Consider the following 26,583-nt stretch of genomic DNA (forward strand, 5'->3'; position numbering starts at 1 on the left):
TAATTACTATTTTGATTTACTATTTAGTCATAGCTATTTCATATTTTGCTTGGCCAGCAAAAAAACAAAATACTTATTATACTTAGGAGGCTTTTATTATGGTATGTGCTAATGATTGTCCATCTCCATGGAAACCGTCCGGTAATCCTCAAATTGGCGACGATAGTTACTGTGCTTCTAACACGGTCTGTGTGGGTTTGCGTCGTTTCAACCATTATTACATTGGTTGTAAAAATAGCGCTGGACAAATTCAAGTATGGAAATATTGTAACTCCGAATGGGGAAATTGTTGTTAAACAATTTTCACATGAAAATAGGTGCCCAATTCTTGGGCACCTATTTAATATCATTTCAATTCACTACATCTCATATTAAGGAAGTGAATCTGTGTTAGTAGAGAAAAAAGATTATAAAGATATTTTAAAGAAAAGATCCATTGCTCCTTTTCCAGTCGGGAAAGTATTGAAAACTAATTTTCGCTATTCGAAAGATTTCCAAGAGGTCACAATAAGATGGGGAGAAACGGGGACTCTTATTTTTTTTATGAGTAAAACTTGTGAAAAGTGCGATTTTTCTATTTTAGAGTCTTACTCAAAATTGTTTCATTTCAAGACTTATATTTTTGTTGAAGCAAATGAAGAATTTGTTGAAAATTTAAAGAATCAATTTCCTAAATATAACATTTACAAAAGTAATTTCGCCGTGTTATTTAAAGAATTGAATATTGAAGTCGTGCCTTTAGTATATGCTCTTAATAAAGTAGGTCAGCTTGTAGCTGCTGGAGGATTTGGCTCCTACGAAGGTTTAGTTCGGAGAATCGTTCCATTAGTGGAGGTTTTTGGTACGGGGAGAGTAGTTGATGGAAGTACTAATTAAAAAATTCATGGTCTTCATGATCTCATTTCGTGAAGTGTGGAAGATAGATAAAAATTATGTCTTATTAAATTTGTTGCTTACATTATTAACTCCTGTTCAATTAAATGCTTCTATATATTTGGGTGCTCAATTGATCAACAATATATCAAAAGAAACGTTTGTGTTCTCAACTGTTGTTATGATTTTAATTGTAATTATTGCATTAGAGCTTCTGGTTCACTTATTCACTCAATTAAAGTCGAAATACAGCATTTCATTTATAGAAAAATTTAACATTTATCAGAAGACAAAACTAGCAGACCATCATTATTATGCAACGAGTTTGGTGGAAAAAGAAAATCCACAGTTTCATGGAAAAGCTAACTTTAATGAGTTTGCTCTCACTAAGATGGAAAGTAATTATCAAAGTTTCCTTACTTTAATTTCGCTCATTATAGGGATATCCTTATCTACAGTTCTTATTCAAAAGTTAGATTTTATTGTATTTTTGTCGTTAATAGGTGTTTGTATAGTCCGTGCATTTCTAGAATTAAAAACGTTAAAAAGTAGAGTGGGGATTACCAATATACTACAAACCTCACATCGATCTTATGGGTATCTCAACCAGATTATAAATGATTTTTCTGTTCATAAAGAGTTAATGGTTAATCGAGCTTATGAATTTATTAAAGGATTATGGCTGAAAAGGAGAAAAGTCGCATTTGATCTTCAATTTCGTCTTGAGATGAAGACAATAAACTACGTGACTATAAGCAAGATTTTGTCTATTGCATTCAAACTTGTCTTAACTGTTGTACTAGTATACAGAATTTCTAAAGGTGATTTGAAGATCGGTGATTATATGGCTATTACGATGGCTATTCCTTTAATTGAAGCTAACATTTTGAGCTTTGTAAATATCGTTGGTGGATTTTATGAGAATACTTCGTATTTAATCACAGCGGATAATAGAATTATTGAAGATCATAGGAAGAACTTAAGTTCCAAAATAAAAATAAATAGTATTGATTCTATTACTGTTAAAAACCTATCATTCAAATATCCAAATAGAGAAAAAAATGCTTTAAATAATATAAATCTAGATATAAAAAAAGGAGAGAAAATAGCTATAGTCGGGGATAATGCTTCAGGGAAAACAACACTTACGAAGTTGATTTTAGGTTTGTATGACTCACCTGAAGGCAGCGTTTGTATAAATGATAGAAATATCTCAGAAATTGATTTAGACACATTATGGCTAGAAGTGAGTGCTATTTTTCAGGATTTCACAAGATTCCAACTTGATGTCCGACATAATGTTGCTATATCCGAAGTCAGCAAATTAAATGATGACAAGGCTATTTTAGAGGTGCTGAACCAATTTGGGATTGAAAATATATTGGAATCAAAAAAAGGGCTAGAAACAGAGCTAGGATATCTCTCTGAAGATTCAATCAATCTGTCCGGAGGACAATGGCAGCGGATCGCTTTAGCTAGAGCCATGTTTAAGAAAGCCTCTCTTGTAGTCCTTGATGAACCAACATCGGCTATCGATCCTAACAGCGAACTGCGGTTGCTTACAGAACTTATTAATTCATCAACGGATAGAACCTTGCTTGTTATTACACACAGGATCGGCATTGCGGCTAATGTGGACAGAATAGTAGTTATGAAAGAAGGGGAAATAGAGGAAACAGGGACACATTTCGAATTGCTTCAAAAAAGAGGTTACTACTACGAGATGTGGATGCTTCAAAAAGAATTATACACTAATAAGCAAGAGGAGGTTTTATGTTGAATAATCAAATTGTTAGTTTCAGCAGCGTGATTGATTATAAAGGAAAAGAGATCCCGTTTTCCAAAGAAAAGAGTCAGCTATATTTATTTGTTTCTTTATATTGTAATCATTGTGTAGATTTTTTACCTGAGATCACAGATTTACGAAATAAGATACCGCATATAGAATTCGTTTTATTTTGTAACGGAGATGAGGAAGAACACGATGGATTAATCGAGTATTTCAAATGGGATTTTCCAGTTGTTCATATTGATAGTGAGGACGCCACGTTGATGTATGACATTAATACGTTCCCTCATTTTATCTATATTAAAGAACATCAAAGAGTGTTAGGTGATTCTTTAACCAAATGGGAAAAGTATGAACACATTATTCTAGCGGGGTCCATTGAAAAATGATTGCATATTTAGGTCAATTGTTCCTAGCAGGACTATTTTTGATTTCCTCTATCTCTAAGTTCCTTGATATGAATGAATTTCGTATGAGCATCAAAGAATTTGGGGTAGTTCAAAATAAACAATTAATTAGTGTAGGCTCTTACGTTTTTGTCCTAATAGAAATTATGTCTGCTTATCTCTTAATCAATAATTTCAACGAAGTAATATCACTCATAATACCTGTCGGAATGATGAGTTTATTTGTTATGGTTTTTATTAAGGTTATTTTTGAAAAGAAAGAACTTAAGTGTAATTGTTTCGGGAAAAGTGACAAAGGAACGAATAATACTTATGCTGTCATAAGAAATCTAACAATAATTGGATTGATCGTTTTCTGCTGGATTTTTCAAGCCGAAGATCTCTTCACTGCTTCAGATAATTTTTTGATTTTCACGATCGTTCTTAGCGTCTCATTTATAATTTGTTGTTTGAAAGATTATTTTTTTGAGAAAAGAAAGGAATTGAAGGATGCATGATATTTTAACGTATTTGTTATGTTTTTCATTGTTTATTTTGGTTATTATATCAACGCTATTATTGAGAAAAGTTAACGACTTTAGGAAATTAATAATGATCGTTAAAACAATAAATACGAATAGAGTTTCTTTGAATGAACTTGGCAATAAATTTCATCTCATTTTTATTGATCCAGCTACAGAACAAGATGTCTTAAAAGATCTATCTAAAAATCAAAATTCAATCATATTTTACCATGCCCCTCCTTATAGAATGGCGTTATTTGAGAAAAAAGTCCCAACAAATATGACGGTTTGCAATAGCGTGGACAAAAAAATATTGACCTCATTAGAGATCAGAAGTTTTCCTTGTTTAGTAGATGTGAATTTAAATAACTTAAAAATTAAAAAAATATATGGAGGACACAAATAATGGAAGCTAAAGCTTTTATCGTGAATGAATGCAAATTTGAGCAAATGGATGAGAAAAAACAAATTAATCATTCAACTCCTTTGGAAACAATCACTTTGCCAACATTACCTTATGTAAACGATATTTATGCTGTATTAGAGCTTACTAATCTTGAAAAAAATCAAGATATTGCATTATTTCTGACGATCTCTGATAGGAATAACAAAATCATTGCTTTTACGGATGAAAACAATACCATCGCAATTGGTGAACAAATGAAAACTTTTTGTAAAATTCAAGTAGTCCATAGTATTAAAGGAACTCATCAGTTGACACTATATTGTAACGGCGAACCATTACATATCCATGAGTATGACATTATATGTGAGGACACGGCGTTAATGTATTGTGACGAAACTGAATTAGCAGATTTGAGAGCTAAAATTGAAATTTGATATAATTTCTTCAACCAAATAAATTAGCTATAAAAAGAGGGTTGTACAATCCTCTTTTTAGTATTTTTTCATTTAAGCTCTATACTGGTGTATAATGTGCAAAGACATCCTATCCTTAACTTGATGGAAGAAATTATTTTGATTTGAAAATAAATAAAAAGGTTAAGGTTAGTGTATAATTAGTGGTATGTAATTAAATTTTTAAGGGGGGGCGCACCATTTCAAACAAAAAAATTGACAAATGAATCAAATTCGATTAAAACTATATGACGTTAAAATATATCGCCAACACACAAATATAAATGGCATTTAATCGTTTGATGAAATTAAGAAAAAACGGGGGTCAGTAAAGTGATTAATAATTTAATGATAGTCCTTCAAGTTTTTTTTGGTCTTGTGGGATTGTACCAATTATTTCTATCCTTTTTTGGTTGGTACAGAAAGAAAGAGGAAATTACACATGCACCAAAAAAGACATTTGCATTGCTAGTTGCAGCGCATAATGAAGAACAAGTTGTAGGGGCTCTGTTAGAGAATCTTCAACAAATGAAATACCCGCGAGAAATGTACGACATTTTCGTGATTTGTGACAATTGTACTGACGATACAGAAGCTATATCCAAAAGTTATGATGGTGTAACTGCTTGTGTAAGAACGGATCTTGAAAAAAGAGGTAAAGGATTTGCTATCGAGTGGATGCTTAATAAGCTTTGGGAAATGCCGAAGTCTTATGACGCAGTTGTTGTATTTGATGCAGATAACCTTGTGAACACAAATTTCCTTCAATACATGAATAATGACTTGTGTAACGGACGACAAGTTATTCAAGGATATCTTGATACCAAAAACCCTAGCGATTCCTGGATTAGTGCTTCCAACGCTATCAATTATTGGTTCTGCAATCGCTTATGGCAGCTTCCGAGATATAATTTGGGATTAGCAAATTTCTTAGGAGGCACAGGAATGTGCTTTGACAGCAAGTTATTAAAAGAGATGGGTTGGGGAGCTACAAGCCTCGTTGAAGATTTGGAGTTCACAGTACGTTGTATTCAAAGAAACATTTATCCTAAGTTTAACTTTGATGCTAAAGTTTACGATGAAAAGCCATTAACTTTTAAAGCTTCTGCTAGGCAACGTCTAAGATGGATGCAGGGACATTTTGAAGTCACCAGAAAACATTTAATCCCTTTGCTGTTTCAAGGAATTAAAGAAAGAAGTATGACTAAAATCGACGCAGCATTGTATGTATTCAATTCATATAATTTTCTCTTTGGTTTCTTTATTACCATTGTTTTTTACCTTAATTATCTTCTACCTGTAGATTCACAACTTGTTTCAATTTATGGTTATTTGCCTATTTGGCTATCTATTCCTTTCATGATATATGGGCTTTTGCAATTACCGTTAGCAATGTATCTTGAAAAAGTAAGTTCAAAAATGTATTTAAGAATTATTACTTATCCGATATTTTTGCTTTCTTGGTGGCCAATCACCGTTCATGCATTCTTCACCCAAAATAACAAACAGTGGAGCCATACACAGCATACTAGAGGGGTTCGATTGGAGGAAGTACAAAGTAAACAGGGATAATTTTTGTTTTATCAGCATATAAAAAATGTATTGTATATGTTGACAATGATGTTAGGTAGATGGTATAGTATTCAAGTGCTTTAAAACGAATAGCAATGGAATCACAAGTAGAAGTCCGACTTCTCACCTGATCAACATGATGTTGGCTGGTCAACGATCCCAATAATTTATGAAGTGTATACTCATGAAGAATTGTGTTGATTACAGGGATGTCGGTAGCTTGACCGGCATCCCTTTTATTTTTGTTTAACTGGATATTCAAAATGACCTGGAGGTGGACGATTATTAGTAAAGATCACATGATTAATGATGAGATTCGGGCGAAGGAAGTACGCCTTGTCGGAGCTGAAGGAGAACAAATTGGGATTACGCCCATTCGCGAAGCACTGCAAATGGCGATTGACCTGAATTTGGATCTGGTCAATGTGGCACCACAGGCTAAACCGCCGGTGTGTCGTATTATGGACTATGGCAAATTCCGCTATGAGCAACAAAAGAAAGATAAAGAAGCCCGTAAGAACCAGAAAATTGTTGATATTAAAGAAGTATGGTTCCGTTCCAATATTGAGGAGCACGATTATCAAACGAAGCTTCGTAATGTAGTTAAGTTTTTGAACGAAGGCGACAAAGTGAAATGTTCTGTTCGTTATCGCGGACGTGAAATTGCACATGCCGCGATTGGTCAACGGATTTTGGAGCGCGTTAAGGTAGAAGTTGCAGAACTTTGTACTGTTGAACGTCAACCAAAATTGGAAGGCCGCAGTATGATCATGATCTTGGCTCCTAAAGCCTGATAACATTGGAGGAGGAAACACAAAATGCCTAAAATGAAAACACACAGCAGTTTGAAAGGACGCTTCAAAATTACCGGTTCCGGTAAGGTCCTTCGTTACAAAGCTCACAAAAACCACTTGCTTTCCCACAAATCCAAACGTGCTAAGCGCGTTCTGAACGGTAACCCAGTTATGGCTGCCGGGGATGTTAGACGTTTGAAACAAGGTTTGGCTAACTTGAAAGGCTAATTCTAATTAGTACATTCCGTATGGGGGATCGGCTACGGCCGTACACATACCACGGATACATTTATATTTATTTGGGAGGTTCTTTAATATGGCAAGAGTAAAAGGCGGTTTTGTAGTACGTCGTCGTCATAAAAAGGTTTTGAAACTGGCAAGAGGTTATTTCGGTTCCAAACACCGTATTTTTAAAACAGCTAACGAGCAAGTAATGAAATCCCTGGTATACGCATACCGTGACCGTCGCAACACGAAACGTAACTTCCGCAGACTGTGGATCGTTCGTATCAATGCAGCAGCACGTATGAATGGTTTGTCTTACAACAAACTGATCCATGGTTTGAAACTTGCTGGTGTAGACATGAACCGCAAAATGTTGGCTGATCTGGCCGTTAACGACATCAATGCGTTCAACTCTTTGGCTACTGTAGCTAAAGGCAAAATCAACGCTTAAATTGTATGATCCAAGCCGCCGTACCTATATGGCGGCTTTTTTTACGGCTTGGAAGAAATTCGAAGATGAATCTCTGAATGAGTAGAGCGAATAGGCTGTAGTCTGGAGGGGAACAATGAAACCAGGTAACTGGTTGAATAACCGTCCATGAGAATACATAAAATACGAACGGTGAAATAATACAAATGAATACAGGCGAATCCCACTCATCACTAAAGTTCGCGATATGTTTTTGTGACATAACATCACATCGTTGTAACGTTAGTGTGTTAAAACGCTAAATTATTAAGCGTTTTCAATAAAAAAAGAACAAAAATATGTGATATTTGGTGATGAAACATCTGGATTTTAACACTGGTTGATTGTATAATCACCTCTAGTAGGCTAGTCCTAGATTTTTCTCTCCATGTCATAATGTTCGGTTTTTCGACAGATGATAGGATTCCACAAGGGTGAAAATGCGCTTTTAATGTCGAAGAAACCATACATTCTGCATAAAAGTCATTCCTGCTATCTGTTAACCGTTCAATTGTAGGCTGGATTGGAATGAGGGATATATCATTAAGGGGGAAAAAGAGAAATGAAAAAGATGCTCAGCTTGTCTTTGGTAATGTTGCTGGCGGTATCGGTTATGCTCGCAGGTTGCGGTAGCAAACCGAAAGAAGAAACAAATGCCGGAGGAGATACAGGTGGAACTCCCACTGAAGCGAAATCCGATCTCAAAATCGGTATGGTTACTGACGTAGGTGGAGTTAATGACAAATCCTTTAACCAATCCGCTTGGGAAGCTCTGCAAGCGACTGAAACAGAAACAGGTGTAGCAGTTAAATACCTGCAAAGTAAATCCGATGAAGAGTACATTCCTAACTTGAACGAATTCGTCAAAGGTGGATATGATCTGACTTGGGGTATCGGTTTCCAATTGGCTGATGCAATCAAGACTGTAGCTGAGCAAAACCCTGATTCCAAACTCGCGATCATCGACAGTGTTGTTGATGCTCCTAACGTTAAATCCGTAACATTTGCTGAAGAAGAAGGATCTTACCTGGTTGGTGTTGTGGCTGGTCTGACAACAAAATCCAACAAAATTGGTTTTGTAGGCGGTATGGAAAGCCCACTGATCAAAAAGTTTGAAGTAGGATTCAGAGAAGGCGTTAAAGCAGTTAACCCTGATGCTCAATTCATTTCTAACTACACAGGTGCATTTGATAAACCTGACTTGGGTAAAGCAGCAGCAGCAACACTCTACAATGAAGGCGTAGATATTATCTTCCACGCTTCTGGCGCAACAGGTAACGGTGTGTTTAACGAAGCAAGTGCTCGTAAGAAGCAAGGTCAAGATGTATGGGTTATCGGTGTTGACAAAGACCAATCTCTTGAGTTTGGTGATGAGATCACATTGACTTCCATGATCAAAAAAGTTGACGAAGCAGTTAAGCGCGTTAACAAAGAAGTAGTTGATGGTACATTCGCTGGCGGTTCCGAGAACCTGACTTTGAAAGAAAACGGCGTAGGTATTGCTGATACCTCTACTGCCAATGTATCTGCTGATACACTTGCAAAAGTGGAAGAGTACAAAGAAAAAATCATCAGCGGCGAAATCAAAGTTCCTACAGAGTAAATTTGATCTTAGTCGCAAATGAATAATCATTGGGGCCGGTCTTGACCGGCCTTATGATTGCAAGAACAGGAACATTTGATCAAGTCATCATAACAATTGTACAAGGTCACTGTGCACCAACGCTCCGGTAGGAGCTTTTCTTAAGATAATGGAATTGATATGTTCTTAATGAGCTGAACCATTCGATTATCGCAAGAAAAACTTCAGCTAAGCGCGGTCTGTCTTCTTTGAAAGTACGTCGATAGACGTTTTTTTTTACGTTTGCGGAACCACACTATATCAGTTATAAGGGTGATTACATGGGTGCAGCAACCCCCGTCGTTGAGTTAAAACAAATTACGAAGCGTTTCCCAGGCATTGTTGCCAACGACGCCATCAGCCTTCAGCTTCGTAAAGGCGAGATCCATGCGCTACTGGGCGAAAACGGCGCTGGTAAGTCAACGTTGATGAATATTGTATTTGGTCTCTATCAGCCAGATGAAGGTTCCATTGAAGTGAATGGCAAGCCTGTCATCATCGACAGCCCTAATCGAGCGATCGATCTTGGCATAGGCATGGTGCATCAGCACTTTAAACTTGTACAGCCGTTCACGGTAACAGAGAACATTATTTTGGGATCTGAACCAACGAAGGGTCTCAATATTAACTATAAAAAAGCAGCCGCTGAAGTTCAGCGTCTTTCCGAACAGTATGGACTTAAGGTGAATCCTCATGCCAAAATTCATGATATTTCTGTCGGAATGCAGCAACGTGTAGAGATTGTTAAAACGTTGTATCGCGGTGCAGACATTCTGATTTTTGACGAGCCTACAGCTGTATTGACTCCTCAAGAGATCAAAGAGCTGATGATCATCATGAAGAAGCTTGTAGCTGAAGGAAAGTCCATTATTTTGATCACGCACAAACTGAAAGAAATCATGGAAATCTCCGATACGGTAACGATTATTCGTCGGGGTAAAGTGATTGATTCGGTCAAAACTTCGGAAACAAATCCGAATGAGCTGGCAGAGAAAATGGTGGGGCGGAATGTCACATTCAAAGTGGACAAAAAACCGGCTACACCTGGAGCCAATGTGCTCGAAGTCAGTAAATTAACGGCTAAGAATAAAGAAGGTATTTCGGTTCTGAACCAACTTAACCTGAACGTACGTGCAGGAGAGATTGTTGGAATCGCAGGCGTGGATGGTAACGGCCAAAGTGAACTGATTGAAGCTCTTACCGGACTTCGTAAAGTAGAGAGCGGTTCGATTCTTTTGGAGGGCAAGGAGCTGTCCAATCATTCTCCGCGCCATATCTCGGAGTCGGGTGTAGCCCACATTCCGGAAGATCGACATAAACACGGACTTGTACTTGATTTTTCAGTGAGTGAAAATATCGTTCTGGAATCGTATTATAAAGCACCATACACCCGTAAAGGGTTCCTTAACTTCGATGCCATCAAACAGCAGGCGAAGCGGCTTGTTGAGGCATTTGACGTGCGTACACCAAGCATTGAGACCAAAGCTCGGTCCTTGTCCGGAGGAAACCAGCAAAAGGCCATTATCGCCCGTGAGGTAGATAAAAACCCTGAACTGCTTATTGCTGCGCAACCAACGCGTGGTTTGGATGTAGGGGCTATTGAGTTCGTGCAAAAGCAACTGATTGCACAGCGCGATCAAGGGAAGGCTGTTCTGCTGATTTCATTTGAGCTTGATGAGATTATCAATGTATCTGACCGAATTGCTGTTATTTATGAAGGCCAGATCGTTGGCGAGGTGCTGCCGGAAGAAACCAATGACAGGGAGCTCGGCTTGATGATGGCGGGCAGCACCCAAAAGAGAGGTACTGCGCATGAATAACGTATTGAAATGGTTTACGCGAGATTCATTTATTTTGCCTGTAGTAGCTATTATTATGGGTCTTATTCTCGGTGGAGTTGTCATGCTGATTGGTGGCTACAATCCAATTGAAGCCTATGGTGCATTGTTCACCAAGGTATTTGGTGACATGTACAACTTTGGTGAAGCAGTACGGGAAATGACACCATTAATTATGACTGGACTTGCATTTGCATTTGCATCACGTGCAGGGTTGTTTAATATCGGGGGAGAAGGTCAATTTCTCGTCGGTATGACCGCTGCAACATTTGTTGGTGTTAAATTTGCAGGTTTGCCGATCTATCTTCATGCTCCACTGGCATTGATTGCAGGTGCATTGTTTGGTGGTCTGTGGGCTGCTATTGCTGGTTATCTGAAAGCGGCACGTGGGGTCAATGAAGTTATCAGTAGTATCATGTTGAACTGGATTGGTCTGTATCTGGCCAACCTTATCGTTCGCCAATTCTTGCTGTTGAAGGGCGAGAATCGTTCCGTGGATATCAGCGAATCGGCCTCGATTAGTTTGACATGGCTCTCTGAACTGATGGGTAACTCCCGTGTACACATGGGGACGTTGATTGCCCTTGTGATGGCTGTGCTATTTTATATCTATATGTGGAAAACAAAACAAGGTTATGAAATCCGCGCGGTAGGTTACAACCCTAATGCGGCTGAATATGCAGGTATGCATGTTAACCGGAATATCGTAAAAGCGATGTTTATCAGTGGTATGCTTGCCGGTCTTGGTGGTGCCTTCCAGGTTCTTGGTGTGTTCCATTACCAGACCGTAATGTCGGGTTCGCCCGGTACAGGCTTTGACGGAATAGCGGTTGCCCTGATTGGTTTGAATCATCCGTTTGGGGTGTTATTGGGTGCAGTGTTATTCGGTACCCTCACGTATGGATCTGCAGGCATGAGTTTTGCTGCAGATGTTCCGCCTGAGATTATTCGGATTGTGATCGGTTCGATTATCTTCTTCATTGCGGCACAAGGCATCGTGCGCTGGATACTTAAACCGTTCTATTCGAAGCGTAAGAAAGAGAAGGTGTTGTAGATGGACTTGTTGACAATTGGGCAAATTATCAATACGACGCTTGTCTTTGCTACGGCATTGATTTTTGCATCACTCGGCGGAATTTTTTCGGAGAAATCAGGTGTAACCAACCTTGGACTTGAAGGTTTTATGGTTTTCGGTGCCTTTGCAGCTGGAATCGGGGCGCATTATGCTCAAGAAGCGGGCATGGGTGGAACGACATCGGCCTGGATGGGGGTATTGCTCGCGATTGTATTGGGCGTACTGGTATCTCTGATTCACGCCGTTGCGTCTATCACATTTAAGGCAGACCAGATTATCAGCGGTATCGTCATTAACTTTTTGGCAGCAGGAAGTACGTTGTACTTGGTTAAACTGTTGTTTGAAGGTTCTGGTGATTCACCGTTGGTTCAAGGCTTCAGCAAGTTTGATGTGCCATTGTTGAAAGACATTCCTTTGCTTGGAGAAGCCTTCTTCAAGAACGTATATCCAACGACATATCTGGCCATTCTGTTCGTATTCCTGACGTATTACATCATGTTCAAAACGCCATTTGGTCTGCGCCTTCGTTCTGTAGGTGAGCATCCAAGTGCGGCTGATACGGTTGGTGTTAAAGTGCTTCGTTATCGCTATATTGGCGTTATGATCAGTGGTGCGCTTGCGGCCATTGGTGGAGCTGCGATTACGTTGACGACTACGGGTACATTCTCACACAATACGGTTTCCGGCCAAGGTTATATTGCCATTGCAGCTATGATCTTTGGTAAGTGGAATCCGATTGGTGCCTTTGGTGCGGCTGTCTTCTTTGGATTCTCACAAGCGATCCGAAACTATGTACAGTTGTTTGAATGGTCACAAAGTATTCCCCAGGAAATTATTTTTATGTTGCCTTACCTGCTTACCATCATCGTTCTCGTTGCAGCGGTTGGACGTTCTTCGGCTCCGTCTGCACTCGGTGAAGCGTATGATCCGGGTAAGAGGTAAACTTGCAATATGTCAATTTACTATCCAAAAGCTTGATAAAAGGGTCCGCCTTGTGCGGGCCTTTTTTGTTTTCTTGAGCGTTGCCAAGCTACTTTTTCACGTTTACTTTGGTCTCATGCAGATACCCATATTTTCAGGTAGGGACAAAGAAACAGGCGAATTCAGTGATGGACGAATACACTGTTTTGAACGATCCGAGGAGGAGGGGAAAGTATGAAACAACAAGTTACGCGTGATGAAGCGATGAAATTAATAGGCAAAAATATTGTTGCAATCAAAAAAGACGGCACTCGGGTTACGGGAAAACTGTTGAAAGTATCGGGCAACAAACTGGTACTGAAGCGTTTGAATGGCAAAAAAGTACGTACAAAAGCGATTCTGCCACTGGTATTGTTTGATCTGCTCGCTATTGCCACACTGCCTTATGCTTATGGAGGTAGTCCCGGCTTCGGTCCCGGATATGGACCTGGACCAAAACCAGGCCCTGGATATGGTCCAGGCTACGGACCGGGATATGGACCTGGAGGACCTGGTGGCGGATATGGACCTGGTCCTGGATTCGGCCCTTATGGTCCAGGTCCACGTCCGCCAGGATTTTTCTAGGACATTCTATAATGTCTTTTCCAATTCGTAGCAGCGGCTTATCATGATGTATCGAATCGCGCTGTATCCATTTTTTTGATAAAATTGAAGCCCTTTGGTATTGCCCTCATCCACCATCACTTTAGATCTTCGACAACCCCGGGATGCCGCAAAGCTCTCTGCTTTGAGCAACAAAGTTTGCCCGTAACGTTTGCGTTGTTCTTTCGGACTAACGGCCATCATATCGACATAGAGCAATTCCCCATGCATGAGAAAATGGATGAATGCCACAGCAGCTTTGTCTGGCTCCGGCGAGACAACAAAGGTCATGCCCCTGTTCATTCGCAGGGGTATTTCTTTGCGGATTTTATTAATTTCCTTTTCGCTCATATGGGATAAAGGAACAAGTTGAGTGTCAATCAGCTTCATGATGGCGCCATCATCCAGCTTGGATGTGCGTTGCCGAATCACCATGCGGAGCCTCCTTTCAGGACCAGTCGTGCTGCTCGTATATCCTATGCCCGAAGCAAGATAAAAGGTGACTGAATGAAGCGCTGGGATTAGGGCAACCTTATAGGCTGAAGAGGGAAGAAGGAAGGTTCTCTGAATTTTTATGCAAAACAGGTATTGACTTATCGGTTGGAGGAATCATATAATGTTCCTAACATTTAACGAGAATATTTCATCGGCTATGAAGAGGACGAAGTTTTAAGGGCTCTTTTGCTCAGAGAGTGGCTGGAATTGCTGAAACCACCACCATTATCCCTTATATACGAGCTCACCTCGGAGCTGTTTTCCTGAAAAGCACTGGATGTCACTCCTTTCGCGTATTAGGGAAAATCGTATGTCTGCGTTACAGACAACAGGTATGGGAAACGACTATGTTCGTTTGAGCTATTCGTTTTGTTGTACCTGGTAAGGTCCGTTATTGCGAAATTTCGGGCAAAGTTGGGTGGTACCACGGAAGCGATAACCTTTCGTCCCTCGCAAGCATGAACTTGTTTGCAGGGATGGAAGGTTTTTTTTGTAACTTTAAATGTCAGAATGGTGTAAATTTCGAGAGGAGGATGACTGATGGGAGCTCAAATTCCAGAAGTACGGTCAACAGATGAATTACGTGAAAAATGGATGAAGCCGGAGGTCATTAGCGGATCCGAAATTCTGCTGAGAAGTTTGTTACTTGAAGGTGTCGAGTGCGTATTTGGTTACCCGGGCGGCGCAGTGTTGTACATTTACGATGCGATGTATGGTTTCGAGGATTTCAAACACGTTCTCACTCGTCACGAACAAGGTGCAATACATGCAGCTGACGGATATGCACGTGCCAGCGGCAAAGTTGGTGTCTGCATCGCTACTTCCGGACCAGGGGCAACGAATCTGGTTACGGGTATTGCAACCGCGTATATGGATTCAGTACCACTCGTAGTCATTACGGGGAACGTTATTTCGAGCCTGATCGGTTCAGATGCTTTCCAGGAAGCGGATATTACCGGGATTACAATGCCAATCACTAAACACAGTTACCTGGTGAAAGATGTAAAAGATCTGTCCAGCGTAATTCATGAGGCATTCCATATTGCCAATACCGGTCGTAAAGGTCCTGTACTGATCGACATCCCGAAAGATGTATCAGCGAACAAAACATTGTTTGAACCAACAACTGAACCTGTTATATTGAGAGGGTACAATCCACGGACAGTACCAAACAAACTGCAGGTTGACCGTTTGGCCCAAGCCATTCAGGAAGCAGAACGTCCTATGATTCTCGCTGGTGGCGGTGTGGTATACTCGGGAGGACATGAAGAACTGTTCGAGTTTGTTGAGAAGACAGGCATTCCAATTACGACTACTCTCCTTGGTCTAGGCGCTTTCCCAAGCGGTCATGAATTATGGACGGGTATGCCAGGTATGCACGGAACGTACACTTCCAATCAGGCTATTCAAAAAGCGGACCTGCTGATTAATATCGGCGCTCGATTCGATGATCGGGTAACAGGCAAGCTGGATGGATTCGCTCCACATGCCAAAATCGTTCATATCGATATTGATCCGGCTGAGATTGGTAAAAACATTGCAACCGATATTCCAATCGTTGGTGATGTGAAGACCGTACTGGAAATAGCCAACAAAGAAGTTGGACGTGCAGAGCGTGCAGATGCATGGAGAGACCAGATCAAACAGTGGAAACAAGAGAAACCTTACAGCTATACGGATTCAGACGAAGTGCTGAAACCCCAGTGGGTTGTTGAAATGCTGAATGATACAACCAAAGGTGAAGCAATTGTAACTACGGATGTGGGACAACATCAGATGTGGGCAGCACAATATTATAAATTTAATCAACCGCGTTCATGGGTAACTTCGGGTGGTCTTGGAACGATGGGCTTTGGATTCCCTTCTGCCATAGGTGCTCAGATGGCCAATCCGGACAGACTCGTTATCTCCATTAACGGTGACGGCGGAATGCAGATGTGTTCCCAAGAACTCGCGATCTGTGCCATTAACAATATACCGGTAAAAATTGTGATCATTAACAATCAGGTACTCGGAATGGTTCGCCAATGGCAAGAGATCATCTATGAGAACCGTTACAGCCATATTGATTTGGCAGGAAGTCCGGATTTTGTAAAACTGGCTGAAGCTTATGGCGTAAAAGGTTTGCGTGCAACCAACAAGGAAGAAGCCCAGCGTGCTTGGCAGGAAGCCTTGGATACACCAGGACCGGTCGTTGTTGAATTCGTAGTACGCAAGGAAGAAAATGTATATCCAATGGTTCCGCAAGGAGCGACAATTGATCAAATGCTGATGGGGGATGCTGACGAATGATAAGACATACGATCTCGATACTGGTAAACGATCAGCCTGGCGTCCTTCAGCGGGTATCAGGGTTGTTCGGTCGACGCGGATTTAACATTGAGAGTATTACAGTAGGTCAATCGGAAGAACCTGGGCTCTCCCGGATGGTTATTGTCACCATTGGCGACGATAAAACGCTGGAGCAGATTGAGAAACAATTATACAAAATCATCGATGTCATTAAAGTGGTTGATTTCAGCCTGAAACCGATGGTAGCCCGTGAACTCGCCCTGATTAAAGTGAAAGCAGAGCCTTCCGAGCGTCCTGAAATTCTGGGTGTGGTAGAAACATTCCGCGCATCTGTTGTAGATGTTGGTCCAGGCAGCCTGATTGTGCAGGTAGTCGGAGATACGGACAAAATTGATGCTATGATTGAATTGCTCAAGCCATATGGCATTCGCGAATTGTCCCGTACAGGCATAACTGCATTGGTACGCGGCAACGTATAAAGCTATAATGAATGAAGAGGGACGACGGTTAGCTAACATATACAGTTGATCTTATGTGAGTGTCAGTCCCTTAACAGTTGTAATTTAACATTTTAGTGATGTAACGCTTGAAAATATAGCTACATTCCCGCATTAATGGGCGGGTGTCTGAACGGATCGGATCAGACCAGAGAGGCTTTTGACACTCCAAGCGAGTCGGTCCCTTGAGACACCCGCTCATTAATGAAGGGTTCTTTACAATACAAAGGAGGACTTATAAACATGCCAGTAACTACTTATTATGAACAAGATGCAGAGCTTAACGTATTGAAAGGAAAAACGATCGCGGTAATCGGTTATGGTAGCCAGGGCCACGCCCAAGCTCAAAACCTTCGTGATAGCGGATTGAACGTAGTCATCGGACTTCGTGAAGGTAAATCCTTCGACACTGCAAAAAATGACGGATTTGAAGTTCTGTCCCCGGCAGAAGCAACAAGCCGCGCAGATGTAGTTCAAATCTTGTTGCCAGACGAAACTCAAGCTTCTGTATACAAAAATGAAATCGAACCAAACCTGAAAGAAGGCGCTGCATTGCTCTTCTCACACGGTTTCAACGTTCATTTCGGTCAAATCGTTGCTCCAAAAAACAGCGATGTATTGCTGGTAGCTCCTAAGTCCCCTGGTCACATGGTACGTCGTACTTATGTGGAAGGTTTTGGTGTACCGGGTCTGATCGCGATTGAGCAAGATGCAACGGGTAAAGCTAAAGAAATCGGTTTGGCTTATGCTAAAGGTATCGGTTGTACACGCGCAGGGGTTATCGAAACTTCCTTCCGTGAAGAAACAGAAACAGATCTGTTCGGTGAGCAAGCTGTTCTGTGTGGTGGCGTAAGTGCTTTGGTAAAAGCTGGATTCGAAACATTGACAGAAGCGGGTTACGCTCCTGAAATGGCATACTTCGAATGTCTGCACGAACTGAAGCTGATCGTTGACATGATGTATGAAGGCGGACTTTCAAGCATGCGTGATTCCATCAGTAACACAGCTGAGTACGGTGACTATGTAACTGGACCTCGCGTTGTAACTGAAGATACGAAGAAAGCAATGAAAGAAGTCCTGACAGATATCCAACAAGGTAAATTCGCACGCGACTTCATTCTGGAAAACCAATCCGGACGTGCATTCTTGACAGCAACTCGTCGTAACGAAGCTGAACACCCAATCGAAGTGGTTGGCGGACAATTGCGTGAGATGATGCACTGGATCAAGAAGTAAGCATTAACTTCTAGAACATGCACTTTAAGGTATTCAAGTAAACTTAGAGCTTTAACTGGGAATAGCGGCCGTGCTTATGCGTGAGCCGCTATTGCTGGTTCAGAGAAACATATAATAACAAGTACAGGAGGTGCGAAGCGTGCGTAAAATCTATGTATTTGACACAACGCTGCGTGATGGAGAGCAATCCCCGGGAGTCAATCTGAACACTCGTGAAAAGGTGGAAATTGCCCATCAGCTCGAGCGGCTTGGCATTGACCGGATGGAAGCGGGTTTCCCGGCGGCATCTCCAGGAGATCTGGCAGCTGTCAATGCAGTAGCAAATGCGGTCAAAAATGTGACTGTAATTGGCTTGTCCCGTTCCAGAGAGCAAGACATTGATGCGGTAAAAGAAGCACTTAAAGGTGCACAGGACCCGTGTATTCACGTTTTCCTGGCAACTTCGCCTATTCACCGCCAACATAAATTGCGCATGGACAAAGCACAGGTACTGGATACAGCTCGTTCCGCGATTCGTTATGCCAAGAAAACATTCTCGAAGATTGAATTCTCACTTGAGGATGCAGGTCGTACCGAGTATGATTTCCTCGTGGAAATGGTGAATATGGCTGTTGAAGAAGGTGCAGCCGTCGTGAATATTCCGGATACGGTTGGTTACCTGAGCCCATATGAATACGGAAACATTTTCAAACATCTCAAGGAGAATGTGCACGGCATTGAAAAGGTACAGCTGAGTGCCCACTGTCATAATGACTTGGGTATGGCGACGGCCAATACACTTGCTGCCATTCTCAACGGAGCCGATCAGATCGAAGGTACGATTAATGGCATCGGTGAACGTGCGGGGAACACGGCGATCGAGGAAATTGCTATGGCACTGGAGACACGTCAGGAATTTTTCCAGGCGAAAACATCGCTGCAGTTGTCTGAGATTGCACGGACCAGTCGTTTGGTTAGCCGTTTGACAGGTATGGTTGTGCCTGGAAACAAAGCCATTGTTGGGGCAAATGCCTTCGCACATGAATCCGGCATTCACCAGGACGGCATGCTGAAGGAAAAAACAACGTATGAGATTATGACTCCAGAGTCCATCGGTCTGAAGGAAAGCAAGCTTGTACTGGGTAAACATTCTGGTCGTCATGCCTTCCGTGAGCGGTTGATTGATCTGGGATATGAGCTGGAAGAAGAAGCATTGAATCGGGCTTTCGCCCAGTTCAAAGATCTGGCTGATAAGAAAAAAGAAGTTACTGACGAAGATCTGCTTGCCGTAATTGAAGAGAAATTGCAGGATGCACCTGAGGTGTATAAACTGGAATCCATCTTCGTAACGTACGGAGATGAATCGGTACCAACGGCCAAAGTTCGCATTGCAACGCTTGACGGGGATACGGTTGAGAAGCAAGCAGAGGGTAACGGATCGGTAGATGCAATCTACAATGCAATTGACCAAGTGAGTGGGGAAGACGTAACGTTGTCTGACTACTCCATCAAATCGGTAACGCATGGTAAGGATGCATTGGGTGAAGTACATGTTGTGCTGACTCAGAATCAGGTTTCGGTACAAGGACGTGGCGTAAGCACAGATATATTGGGTGCAAGTGCACGTGCCTATGTAGACGGCCTGAATCAATTGATTGAGAAGCGTAAAACATATACGAACCGTGTAAACGTTAACCTGTAGGCTCCGGTGCAGCAAGCACGAACCCTTCATTCAACTGAACTATAAGCTGGAACACATGTACGCTGCCAGGAAGATCTATCTTGATTTGAATTGATATCGTAGATCGTTAGGCTTGCTTTGTTACGTTTAGTGAGGTACGTAAAGAGTCTGACTCTCCTGTGGAGGGCCAGACTCTTTTGCTTGTATTTATATAATTATGGCAGTAAAACATATCACATTTTCTACGCTTACCTATTGTATCGGCTTACGCTATCAAGCTATTACCACGCGTATGCATTAGGGGCATGTCCACCTGGACCCGGGAAAATCTCATCCAGACGTTTGAGCACGGCTTCATCCAAAGTCAAGTCCAGACATTTGAGTGCGGTCTCAAACTGCTCCAGCGTACGCGGTCCGATAATCGGGGCGGTCACTGCCGGATTGGCTGCAACCCATGCCAAAGCCACCGTATCCTGTGGTTCACCGAGATCACGACACAGTGCGGCAAAGTCTTCAAGCTGAGTTTGCTGCTGCTCGATCCGTCCAGCGATGCCCCCGCTGCGTGTTCCTTCCAGCTTCTGCAGAGCGTTACGTCCCAATAAACCACCATCCAGTGGACTCCATGGAATGACGCCGAGGCCCAGCTCTTTGGCAGCGGGCAGTACTTCCAACTCGGGCAAACGACAGTTGAGACTATATTTATGTTGTTCGGAAACCAAGCCGAGGAAATGACGATTCTTGGCTTCGCTTTGAGCGATTGCAATCTGCCATGCAGCAAAGTTACTTGATCCTACATAACCGATTTTACCCTGATGAACGGCATTCTCGAACGAACCCCACAGCTCGTCCCACGATATGGCAGGGTCTACATGATGCATCTGGTATAGCTCGATATGATCGGTCTGTAAGCGGCGGAGGGAACCCTCGAGATGCCGTCTGATTTTGTAGGCGGAGAGGCCAGCTTCGTTGTTGGGGCCATCTGTATCATCATGCATGGAGCCATAGACTTTGGTGGCCAGAACTACTTTTTCACGTCTGCCCCCACCCTGGTTGAACCAGCGTCCGATAATTTCTTCGGTAAGACCGGAATTCTCACCCCAACCGTAGATGTTAGCGGTATCAAAAAAGTTCACTCCTGCATCGAGTGCTGCGTCCATAATGCGAAAAGCTTCTTTTTCATCTGTAGCAGGCCCGAAATTCATGGTACCGAGACAGATTCGGCTGACCTTGAGGCCTGATTTACCCAAATACGAATATTGCATGTTGCTTATCCCTCCTGCGTACCTAATTTGAATTCAGCTATATTTTAACCCAGCCGGGAGGTCAGAACAACTTGGAAAGGCTAATCTCTATTGGCTTATAGGTAAAATCTATTAAAGTCATAGATTGTATATCTTGGTCAAATGACCTTGGAATATGATACAAAAGAGAGAGTTAATATGAGACGTTACTTTATGAATAATTAATGAATGAAATATAAGGAGTGGACAACCCAATGGCAGACGTGAAAAAAATTGCAGTTATTGCAGGTGACGGAATCGGCCCTGAAGTCGTAGCTGAGGCTGAGAAAGTTCTTAAACGTACGGAGGAAGTATTCGGTTATCGTTTTGAGACAGAGCATGCGTTGTTTGGCGGAATCGCAATTGATGAGAAGGGAACACCTCTTCCTGAAGAAACACTGAGCGTATGTAAAAGTGCTGATGCAGTCCTACTTGGAGCGGTTGGCGGTCCAAAATGGGATAATAACAGCAAGGAGCTTCGTCCGGAAACGGGTTTGCTGGGTATTCGCAAAGCACTTGGATTGTTCTCCAACCTGCGTCCGGCTGTCGTATTTGATTGCCTGAAGGATGCTTCAACTCTGAAGCCGGAAGTACTTGAAGGTACAGATCTGATGGTGGTACGTGAGTTGACAGGCGGTATCTACTTTGGAGAGAAGTTCAGACGTGAAAGTGCACAGGGTGAAGAGGCAGTAGATACTTGTGCATATAATGTAACAGAAGTGGAGCGGATCGTTCGTCAGGCATTCGAAATTGCGCAAGGTCGTCGCAAAAAGCTGGCTTCTGTAGACAAAGCCAACGTATTGGAAACTTCCCGTCTCTGGCGTGAAGTTGTGAACCGGGTAGCACCAGATTATCCGGATGTTGAACTGGAGCATGTACTGGTAGACAACTGCGCGATGCAATTGCTGCGTCGTCCGTCCAGCTTCGATGTCATCGTAACGGAAAACATGTTTGGAGATATCTTGAGTGATGAAGCAGCGATGTTGACAGGTTCCATCGGTATGCTCGCATCTGCATCGCTGGGAGAGGGCAGCTTCGGACTCTATGAGCCGGTACACGGTTCTGCACCGGATATCGCAGGTCAAGGCCTCGCTAATCCGATTGCAACCATTCTCTCTTTGGCGTTGATGTTCCGCACAACCTTTGGTTATGCAGAAGGTGCGGATGCCATTGAAGCAGCTGTGTCGGATGTATTGAACGCAGGACACCGCACAAGTGATATTGCTGTAGACAAGAGCACAGCGATCAGCACGACCGAAATGGGCGATTTGATCGTGGCGGCTATTCAGAAACAAGCGTAATTATATTACCAACTACAGGCAGCCCTTTGTTTCCAGTTATGGAATGTACAGAGGGCTGTTCCTTTATCATTTTTGCCACGAAAAATCCTTATTTATAATGATTATAAAAAAATAATGTTTATAATCTTGACTTTGGGAAGTCCGGATGATAACATTTTACTTGTACTTGTTATCAAGTATCAGATCATTTTAATTACAGGAAAAACGTTCGCGTTTTTCTTGATGATGAGCAATCCGCAAGGATGCTTACATAATCCCAAAGGAGGAATTTTTAGTTATGGCAGAACGTTTGGTAGGTAGACCAGCACCGGATTTCGCAATGGAAACAGTATCGGGAGACGGACAAGATTTCGGTTCCGTTAAACTGTCCGATTATCGTGGCAAATGGCTTGTATTCTTCTTTTATCCTTTGGACTTCACATTTGTGTGCCCAACTGAAATTACAGCTTTGAGCGTTGCTTCCGAACAATTCAAAGCTTTGGATACAGAAATCCTTGGCGTGAGCGTAGACTCCGTACACAGCCACAAAGCATGGATTAACACACCAGTAGACAGCAGTGGTCTGGGTCAATTGAACTTCCCGCTGGCTTCTGACATCACGAAGCAAGTGGCTAAAGATTACGGCGTTCTGATCGAAGAAGAAGGCGTAGCATTGCGCGGTCTTTTCATCATCGATCCAGAAGGCGAATTGAAATATCAAGTGGTTAACCACAACGATGTAGGCCGTAGTGTTGAAGAAACACTTCGCGTACTGCAAGCACTGCAATCCGGCGGATTGTGTGCAATGAACTGGAAACCAGGCGACACTAACCTGTAAGCCAGGTTAACTTGAACGGTTTTTGTTCAAGCCCTCATCCCGTTAGGGATTGAGGGCTTTTTGCACCCTTTTGCCGGAAGTTATCACGAAGTTAATTAAAAGTGTTTGAACAAGCAGCTAAGCGTGTTAATAATATATTAGAAGAAAGTCTTCTTTTTATCTGTTGAAAGAGGAATTGATGGCCTTTAAGGCGAATAGGGTATGGAAACCCGGTAAATATTCCGGTGCTCTGCATTTATAATCTGTACATGAATGTGATACACTGATGGAACTATTCCTTTTCGGAAGTGCTGGAAGTGTACGGGATGGCATTTTAACGAAAAGTCCCGGCACGTAATAAGGAGGGTGAACAAAAATGAGTTACTGTTGTGGGGCAAGTATGGTTGGAACGAAGGGCACGCTGAAGCATTACCGCACCCAGGTTCATAATGTTCCCCTGCTGTTTTGCCCGGTGTGTCATCGGGTTGAGGTGCATTATAAAGTGGAAAACGAATACGAAATTCTGGCTGAATATGCGCATGGAGACGGTGCATCCGAGATCGACTTTCAAGATTATGTTACAGAAGATGAGGATGCCATTTTCGAAAATTGTGTAAACCGTGAGAGCGAGGATGCCATGGTCATTGTGCAGCGCCAGATTGATATGGCTCTGGATTTGCTCAGGCTCGCCAAGGAAACCAAAGACGAGAAGTGGGAAAGCGAACTTAAACGTCGATTAGCTGTGATGAGTCAGCGCAGACTGAAAATTCAGCATAATAAGACCGGACTATAGATGATCTCGGATATATCACAATTTAAAGATATTAAAAACGAAGCTGATTTGCCCTTTGGGTGAAACGGCTTCGTTTTTGTGCTTTGTTTCTGGAACTAATTCGAGGTTTTTTTTAAAATAATTTCCATTCGACACTTTCTCCGATTGACTCTCTTCTATAAACTTGTCTATGATAAAAGCAGACTTGCAAAAGAGGCGGAGCAAAAAATGTTCGTGTTTGGGAATAGGAGAAGGTCAGAATGGAACAAACGTATATGATTTTCCGGATCGACTGTTGGTTACCGGGAATAGACCAGCTTGAGTTCCGGACATGCCATCCATATTTTCGGCGCTCAGCCCCCCAACGAAAGGGCACCGGTAATGAAAAATAAAATCGGCCCTTCCTGTTTCTGTGATGATATGATGTCCGAATGGCAAGTTTATCATTTACGTGAAAAGGAGGAACCTGACATGATTAGTGAATTTCAGGATACAGTGCCTCAACCAACGGATGGATTCCCGCCTGTGCATCTGGATAACAACAAGTACGAGAATGTACTGGAACATCTGGATAGCGGTATTATGTTGTTTGACAGTCACGGTGTATTGACGTTTATTAACGTTCAGATGGCAAAGTTGTTGGAACTTCCAAGAAGTCTGTTGAGCGGCTGCACCCTGATGCAAATGCTGCATCATCCGCAGATGAGCCGATTCAAGAAAAAGAAAATTTTACGTATTTATCGGGAAACCATTTTTCACCGTAAGCGCTATCATGAGTTGATCGATGAATACGGAAGGCATTGGCTGGTTACTGTGACGTACGGTGATCAGATGGATGGGGACTTTTTGTTCAGCGTCAAAGATGTATCTGATTATAAACAAATTGAACAGACCGCTTATCAAAATGACAAACTTGCGATGCTGGGGCGGATTTCAGCATCTATTGCTCATGAAATTCGTAATCCGTTGACTGCAATCCGTGGGTTCATCCAATTGCTCAGACCCCATTTGCTACAGCTCGGCAAAGATGAGTACGCGCGGATCATACTGACGGAGATTGATCGGGCGAACGACATCATCTACGAATTTTTGAATTCTTCCAAACCGTCAGCTCCACAGAAGACCGTGATGTCAGTCGACTCTTTGCTCAAAGAGGTGGTCTTGCTGACGGAAAGCGAAGGTTTGATGAAAGGATGCGAGATCGTACTGGATGAAGGGGATGCCCCGTTGAATGTGTCCATTGATGTCAAACAGATTAAGCAGGTTATTTTGAATATGGTGAAAAATGCAATGGATGCCATTGAGGAAGTTGGCGAAGAACATACGGGTCTAATTCGAATATCTACCGCCACGGAAAACAAGTTCGTGCAGATCTCTATCGCGGATAACGGTCATGGAATGGACCATAACACGCTTGTACGTCTGTTTGATCCATTCTTCACGACCAAGGAGAGCGGAACGGGGCTTGGACTTTCGGTGAGTTACCGAATCATCAAGAACCATGGAGGTACCATTTCTGTGGATAGCAAAAAGGGCGAAGGTACGCGGTTTATGATTATGTTACCTTTGGTATATTGAGAAGAGCGGGGAGTTCAGGAGTTGGCCATTTGCCAACTCCTTTGTTTTATGTTGCCAATAAGGGTTATAGTTAGTAATGAATGCGAATACATAAGCTCCATAACGGAAGGATGAGATGCAGATGGAAATCCAAGGAATGGAACAAATGAATCAACAATTGATGGATCACGTGGGAAAAGTGATTGTGGGAAAAGAGCATACCATAGAGCTGGTGATGACAGCGATCATAGCGTCAGGACATGTGCTGCTGGAGGATGTACCGGGTACCGGGAAAACGATGCTTGCCAAATCGGTAGCCTCTACATTGGACTGCACATTCCAGCGGATACAGTTTACACCGGACTTGCTGCCCTCTGACTTAACAGGAATTCATTTTTTTAATCAAAAAGAAGGGGATTTTGAATTCCGACCAGGCCCCTTGTTTGCTAATCTCGTACTAGCTGATGAGATTAACCGTGCTACACCGCGTACACAATCGAGCTTGCTGGAGTGCATGGAAGAGCGCCAGATTAGTATCGACGGTTCAACGAGACAGCTGGAACGGCCATTTATCGTTATCGCTACCCAGAACCCTATAGATAACCAGGGAACTTTTCCGCTACCTGAAGCTCAGATGGATCGTTTTATGATGAAAATTCGCATGGGTTATCCAAGCAGTGAAGAGAGTGTAGAAATTTTGAGACGTACGGTAGCCAGCCGTTCTGTTGATGATCTCACAGCAGTGATCAGTCGCGAAGAACTTTTAAAGGCGCAGGATACGTATAAAACAGTGCAAATCAACGAAGATTTGCTACGATATATCATTCAGTTAACCGAAGCGACAAGGCAACATCCCGAGCTCTCGCTTGGTGTAAGTCCACGAGGGGCTCAGGCATTACTCAAGGCAAGTCAGGCATGGGCTGCACTGCATGGCAGAGACTTTGTTTTGCCTGATGATATTAAAGTACTGGCGGAACCTGTGCTGGCCCACCGACTGGTATTCCGTAACCGGATCAGACAACAAGAGGGCTTGGCTGAGCGTATCATCCAGGAACTTCTGAATCAGACAGAAGTGCCTACGGAGAATCTCGCTAGAAGCGGGCGTTAATC

26 protein-coding genes are annotated in these 26,583 nt (G+C 42.4%); 24 read left to right on the top strand and 2 right to left on the bottom strand.

Going from position 1 to position 26,583, the window contains the following annotated elements; translation table 11 throughout:
• The first annotated feature begins 387 nt into the window (after positions 1–387).
• From J2X75_RS01160 to J2X75_RS01230, 15 genes are all read left to right on the top strand, one after another.
• Positions 388–876 carry a hypothetical protein gene (locus tag J2X75_RS01160; protein WP_310333822.1) on the top strand — a complete coding sequence of 163 codons (489 nt, stop codon included), beginning with the start codon at positions 388–390 and terminating at the stop codon, positions 874–876.
• Entirely contained in the window at positions 860–2,653 is a 1,794-nt protein-coding gene (locus J2X75_RS01165) for an ATP-binding cassette domain-containing protein (protein WP_310333825.1), read from the top strand. The genes J2X75_RS01160 and J2X75_RS01165 overlap by 17 nt, the downstream gene beginning before the upstream one ends.
• A complete protein-coding gene (locus J2X75_RS01170) occupies positions 2,647–3,051 on the top strand; it encodes a TlpA family protein disulfide reductase (RefSeq protein WP_310333828.1) in 405 nt (134 codons plus the stop codon). The genes J2X75_RS01165 and J2X75_RS01170 overlap by 7 nt, the downstream gene beginning before the upstream one ends.
• Positions 3,048–3,566, top strand: coding sequence for a MauE/DoxX family redox-associated membrane protein (locus J2X75_RS01175; RefSeq protein ID WP_310333829.1), 519 nt, complete (start codon positions 3,048–3,050; stop codon positions 3,564–3,566). The genes J2X75_RS01170 and J2X75_RS01175 overlap by 4 nt, the downstream gene beginning before the upstream one ends.
• 94 nt (positions 3,567–3,660) lie before the next feature.
• Complete coding sequence (locus J2X75_RS01180; protein ID WP_310333831.1) at positions 3,661–3,978, top strand: hypothetical protein; 318 nt, start codon at positions 3,661–3,663, stop codon at positions 3,976–3,978.
• Positions 3,978–4,412 carry a hypothetical protein gene (locus J2X75_RS01185; RefSeq protein WP_310333832.1) on the top strand — a complete coding sequence of 145 codons (435 nt, stop codon included), beginning with the start codon at positions 3,978–3,980 and terminating at the stop codon, positions 4,410–4,412. The genes J2X75_RS01180 and J2X75_RS01185 overlap by 1 nt, the downstream gene beginning before the upstream one ends.
• A gap of 351 nt (positions 4,413–4,763) precedes the next feature.
• Positions 4,764–6,002, top strand: coding sequence for a glycosyltransferase family 2 protein (locus J2X75_RS01190; RefSeq protein ID WP_310333834.1), 1,239 nt, complete (start codon positions 4,764–4,766; stop codon positions 6,000–6,002).
• 299 nt (positions 6,003–6,301) lie between these two features.
• A complete protein-coding gene (gene infC / locus J2X75_RS01195; RefSeq protein ID WP_017689666.1) occupies positions 6,302–6,796 on the top strand; it encodes a translation initiation factor IF-3 in 495 nt (164 codons plus the stop codon).
• A gap of 24 nt (positions 6,797–6,820) precedes the next feature.
• A complete protein-coding gene (gene rpmI, locus J2X75_RS01200) occupies positions 6,821–7,024 on the top strand; it encodes a 50S ribosomal protein L35 (protein ID WP_017689665.1) in 204 nt (67 codons plus the stop codon).
• 88 nt (positions 7,025–7,112) lie between these two features.
• Positions 7,113–7,472, top strand: a complete 360-nt coding sequence (rplT, locus tag J2X75_RS01205; RefSeq protein WP_017689664.1) for a 50S ribosomal protein L20 — start codon at positions 7,113–7,115, stop codon at positions 7,470–7,472.
• A gap of 580 nt (positions 7,473–8,052) precedes the next feature.
• Entirely contained in the window at positions 8,053–9,093 is a 1,041-nt protein-coding gene (locus tag J2X75_RS01210) for a BMP family lipoprotein (protein ID WP_091014850.1), read from the top strand.
• Positions 9,094–9,392: 299 nt separating this feature from the next.
• Positions 9,393–10,931 carry an ABC transporter ATP-binding protein gene (locus J2X75_RS01215; RefSeq protein ID WP_036610171.1) on the top strand — a complete coding sequence of 513 codons (1,539 nt, stop codon included), beginning with the start codon at positions 9,393–9,395 and terminating at the stop codon, positions 10,929–10,931.
• On the top strand, positions 10,924–12,003 hold the full coding sequence (locus J2X75_RS01220; RefSeq protein WP_074094292.1) for an ABC transporter permease: 1,080 nt from the start codon (positions 10,924–10,926) through the stop codon (positions 12,001–12,003). The genes J2X75_RS01215 and J2X75_RS01220 overlap by 8 nt, the downstream gene beginning before the upstream one ends.
• Complete coding sequence (locus J2X75_RS01225; RefSeq protein WP_091014847.1) at positions 12,004–12,966, top strand: ABC transporter permease; 963 nt, start codon at positions 12,004–12,006, stop codon at positions 12,964–12,966.
• A gap of 213 nt (positions 12,967–13,179) precedes the next feature.
• Complete coding sequence (locus tag J2X75_RS01230; protein ID WP_310333837.1) at positions 13,180–13,569, top strand: hypothetical protein; 390 nt, start codon at positions 13,180–13,182, stop codon at positions 13,567–13,569.
• Between the two features lie 6 nt (positions 13,570–13,575).
• Here J2X75_RS01230 and J2X75_RS01235 read toward each other — a convergent pair whose 3' ends face one another.
• On the bottom strand, positions 13,576–14,019 hold the full coding sequence (locus J2X75_RS01235; RefSeq protein ID WP_237176231.1) for a GNAT family N-acetyltransferase: 444 nt from the start codon (positions 14,017–14,019) through the stop codon (positions 13,576–13,578).
• Positions 14,020–14,622: 603 nt separating this feature from the next.
• Here J2X75_RS01235 and ilvB point away from each other — a divergent pair.
• From ilvB to J2X75_RS01255, 4 genes are all read left to right on the top strand, one after another.
• Complete coding sequence (gene ilvB, locus J2X75_RS01240) at positions 14,623–16,374, top strand: biosynthetic-type acetolactate synthase large subunit (protein ID WP_091032851.1); 1,752 nt, start codon at positions 14,623–14,625, stop codon at positions 16,372–16,374.
• Complete coding sequence (ilvN, locus tag J2X75_RS01245; RefSeq protein WP_024628317.1) at positions 16,371–16,853, top strand: acetolactate synthase small subunit; 483 nt, start codon at positions 16,371–16,373, stop codon at positions 16,851–16,853. The genes ilvB and ilvN overlap by 4 nt, the downstream gene beginning before the upstream one ends.
• Before the next feature lie 261 nt (positions 16,854–17,114).
• Entirely contained in the window at positions 17,115–18,107 is a 993-nt protein-coding gene (gene ilvC / locus J2X75_RS01250) for a ketol-acid reductoisomerase (protein WP_036669754.1), read from the top strand.
• Between the two features lie 139 nt (positions 18,108–18,246).
• Positions 18,247–19,788 carry a 2-isopropylmalate synthase gene (locus tag J2X75_RS01255; RefSeq protein WP_062833430.1) on the top strand — a complete coding sequence of 514 codons (1,542 nt, stop codon included), beginning with the start codon at positions 18,247–18,249 and terminating at the stop codon, positions 19,786–19,788.
• A 260-nt stretch (positions 19,789–20,048) separates the two neighbouring features.
• On the opposite strand, the gene J2X75_RS01260 is transcribed toward J2X75_RS01255, so the two are convergent.
• Positions 20,049–21,029: an aldo/keto reductase gene (locus J2X75_RS01260; protein ID WP_307538311.1), complete on the bottom strand. Its 981-nt coding sequence runs from the start codon at positions 21,027–21,029 to the stop codon at positions 20,049–20,051.
• Between the two features lie 233 nt (positions 21,030–21,262).
• Between J2X75_RS01260 and leuB the strand changes: the two genes are divergently transcribed.
• From leuB to J2X75_RS01285, 5 genes are all read left to right on the top strand, one after another.
• On the top strand, positions 21,263–22,348 hold the full coding sequence (gene leuB, locus J2X75_RS01265; RefSeq protein WP_017689651.1) for a 3-isopropylmalate dehydrogenase: 1,086 nt from the start codon (positions 21,263–21,265) through the stop codon (positions 22,346–22,348).
• Positions 22,349–22,625: 277 nt separating this feature from the next.
• Positions 22,626–23,165 carry a peroxiredoxin gene (locus J2X75_RS01270; RefSeq protein ID WP_310333844.1) on the top strand — a complete coding sequence of 180 codons (540 nt, stop codon included), beginning with the start codon at positions 22,626–22,628 and terminating at the stop codon, positions 23,163–23,165.
• Between the two features lie 355 nt (positions 23,166–23,520).
• Positions 23,521–23,937: a hypothetical protein gene (locus J2X75_RS01275; protein WP_017689649.1), complete on the top strand. Its 417-nt coding sequence runs from the start codon at positions 23,521–23,523 to the stop codon at positions 23,935–23,937.
• A 450-nt stretch (positions 23,938–24,387) separates the two neighbouring features.
• Positions 24,388–25,494 carry a PAS domain-containing sensor histidine kinase gene (locus tag J2X75_RS01280; protein WP_076209212.1) on the top strand — a complete coding sequence of 369 codons (1,107 nt, stop codon included), beginning with the start codon at positions 24,388–24,390 and terminating at the stop codon, positions 25,492–25,494.
• 121 nt (positions 25,495–25,615) lie between these two features.
• Positions 25,616–26,581: an AAA family ATPase gene (locus J2X75_RS01285; protein WP_310333847.1), complete on the top strand. Its 966-nt coding sequence runs from the start codon at positions 25,616–25,618 to the stop codon at positions 26,579–26,581.
• Positions 26,582–26,583: the final 2 nt, after the last annotated feature.

This window comes from Paenibacillus sp. 2003 (assembly GCF_031455635.1).
Lineage (GTDB): Bacteria > Bacillota > Bacilli > Paenibacillales > Paenibacillaceae > Paenibacillus > Paenibacillus amylolyticus_B.

Coding starts and splice junctions, on each gene's coding strand:
- J2X75_RS01165 (WP_310333825.1), top strand. CDS start 860: ATGGAAGTACTAATTAAAAAATTCATGGTCTTCATGATCTCATTTCGT.
- J2X75_RS01170 (WP_310333828.1), top strand. CDS start 2,647: ATGTTGAATAATCAAATTGTTAGTTTCAGCAGCGTGATTGATTATAAA.
- J2X75_RS01175 (WP_310333829.1), top strand. CDS start 3,048: ATGATTGCATATTTAGGTCAATTGTTCCTAGCAGGACTATTTTTGATT.
- J2X75_RS01180 (WP_310333831.1), top strand. CDS start 3,661: ATGATCGTTAAAACAATAAATACGAATAGAGTTTCTTTGAATGAACTT.
- J2X75_RS01185 (WP_310333832.1), top strand. CDS start 3,978: ATGGAAGCTAAAGCTTTTATCGTGAATGAATGCAAATTTGAGCAAATG.
- infC (WP_017689666.1), top strand. CDS start 6,302: ATGATTAATGATGAGATTCGGGCGAAGGAAGTACGCCTTGTCGGAGCT.
- rpmI (WP_017689665.1), top strand. CDS start 6,821: ATGCCTAAAATGAAAACACACAGCAGTTTGAAAGGACGCTTCAAAATT.
- rplT (WP_017689664.1), top strand. CDS start 7,113: ATGGCAAGAGTAAAAGGCGGTTTTGTAGTACGTCGTCGTCATAAAAAG.
- J2X75_RS01210 (WP_091014850.1), top strand. CDS start 8,053: ATGAAAAAGATGCTCAGCTTGTCTTTGGTAATGTTGCTGGCGGTATCG.
- J2X75_RS01215 (WP_036610171.1), top strand. CDS start 9,393: ATGGGTGCAGCAACCCCCGTCGTTGAGTTAAAACAAATTACGAAGCGT.
- J2X75_RS01220 (WP_074094292.1), top strand. CDS start 10,924: ATGAATAACGTATTGAAATGGTTTACGCGAGATTCATTTATTTTGCCT.
- J2X75_RS01225 (WP_091014847.1), top strand. CDS start 12,004: ATGGACTTGTTGACAATTGGGCAAATTATCAATACGACGCTTGTCTTT.
- J2X75_RS01230 (WP_310333837.1), top strand. CDS start 13,180: ATGAAACAACAAGTTACGCGTGATGAAGCGATGAAATTAATAGGCAAA.
- ilvB (WP_091032851.1), top strand. CDS start 14,623: ATGGGAGCTCAAATTCCAGAAGTACGGTCAACAGATGAATTACGTGAA.
- ilvN (WP_024628317.1), top strand. CDS start 16,371: ATGATAAGACATACGATCTCGATACTGGTAAACGATCAGCCTGGCGTC.
- ilvC (WP_036669754.1), top strand. CDS start 17,115: ATGCCAGTAACTACTTATTATGAACAAGATGCAGAGCTTAACGTATTG.
- J2X75_RS01260 (WP_307538311.1), bottom strand. CDS start 21,029: ATGCAATATTCGTATTTGGGTAAATCAGGCCTCAAGGTCAGCCGAATC.
- leuB (WP_017689651.1), top strand. CDS start 21,263: ATGGCAGACGTGAAAAAAATTGCAGTTATTGCAGGTGACGGAATCGGC.
- J2X75_RS01270 (WP_310333844.1), top strand. CDS start 22,626: ATGGCAGAACGTTTGGTAGGTAGACCAGCACCGGATTTCGCAATGGAA.
- J2X75_RS01275 (WP_017689649.1), top strand. CDS start 23,521: ATGAGTTACTGTTGTGGGGCAAGTATGGTTGGAACGAAGGGCACGCTG.
- J2X75_RS01280 (WP_076209212.1), top strand. CDS start 24,388: ATGATTAGTGAATTTCAGGATACAGTGCCTCAACCAACGGATGGATTC.
- J2X75_RS01285 (WP_310333847.1), top strand. CDS start 25,616: ATGGAAATCCAAGGAATGGAACAAATGAATCAACAATTGATGGATCAC.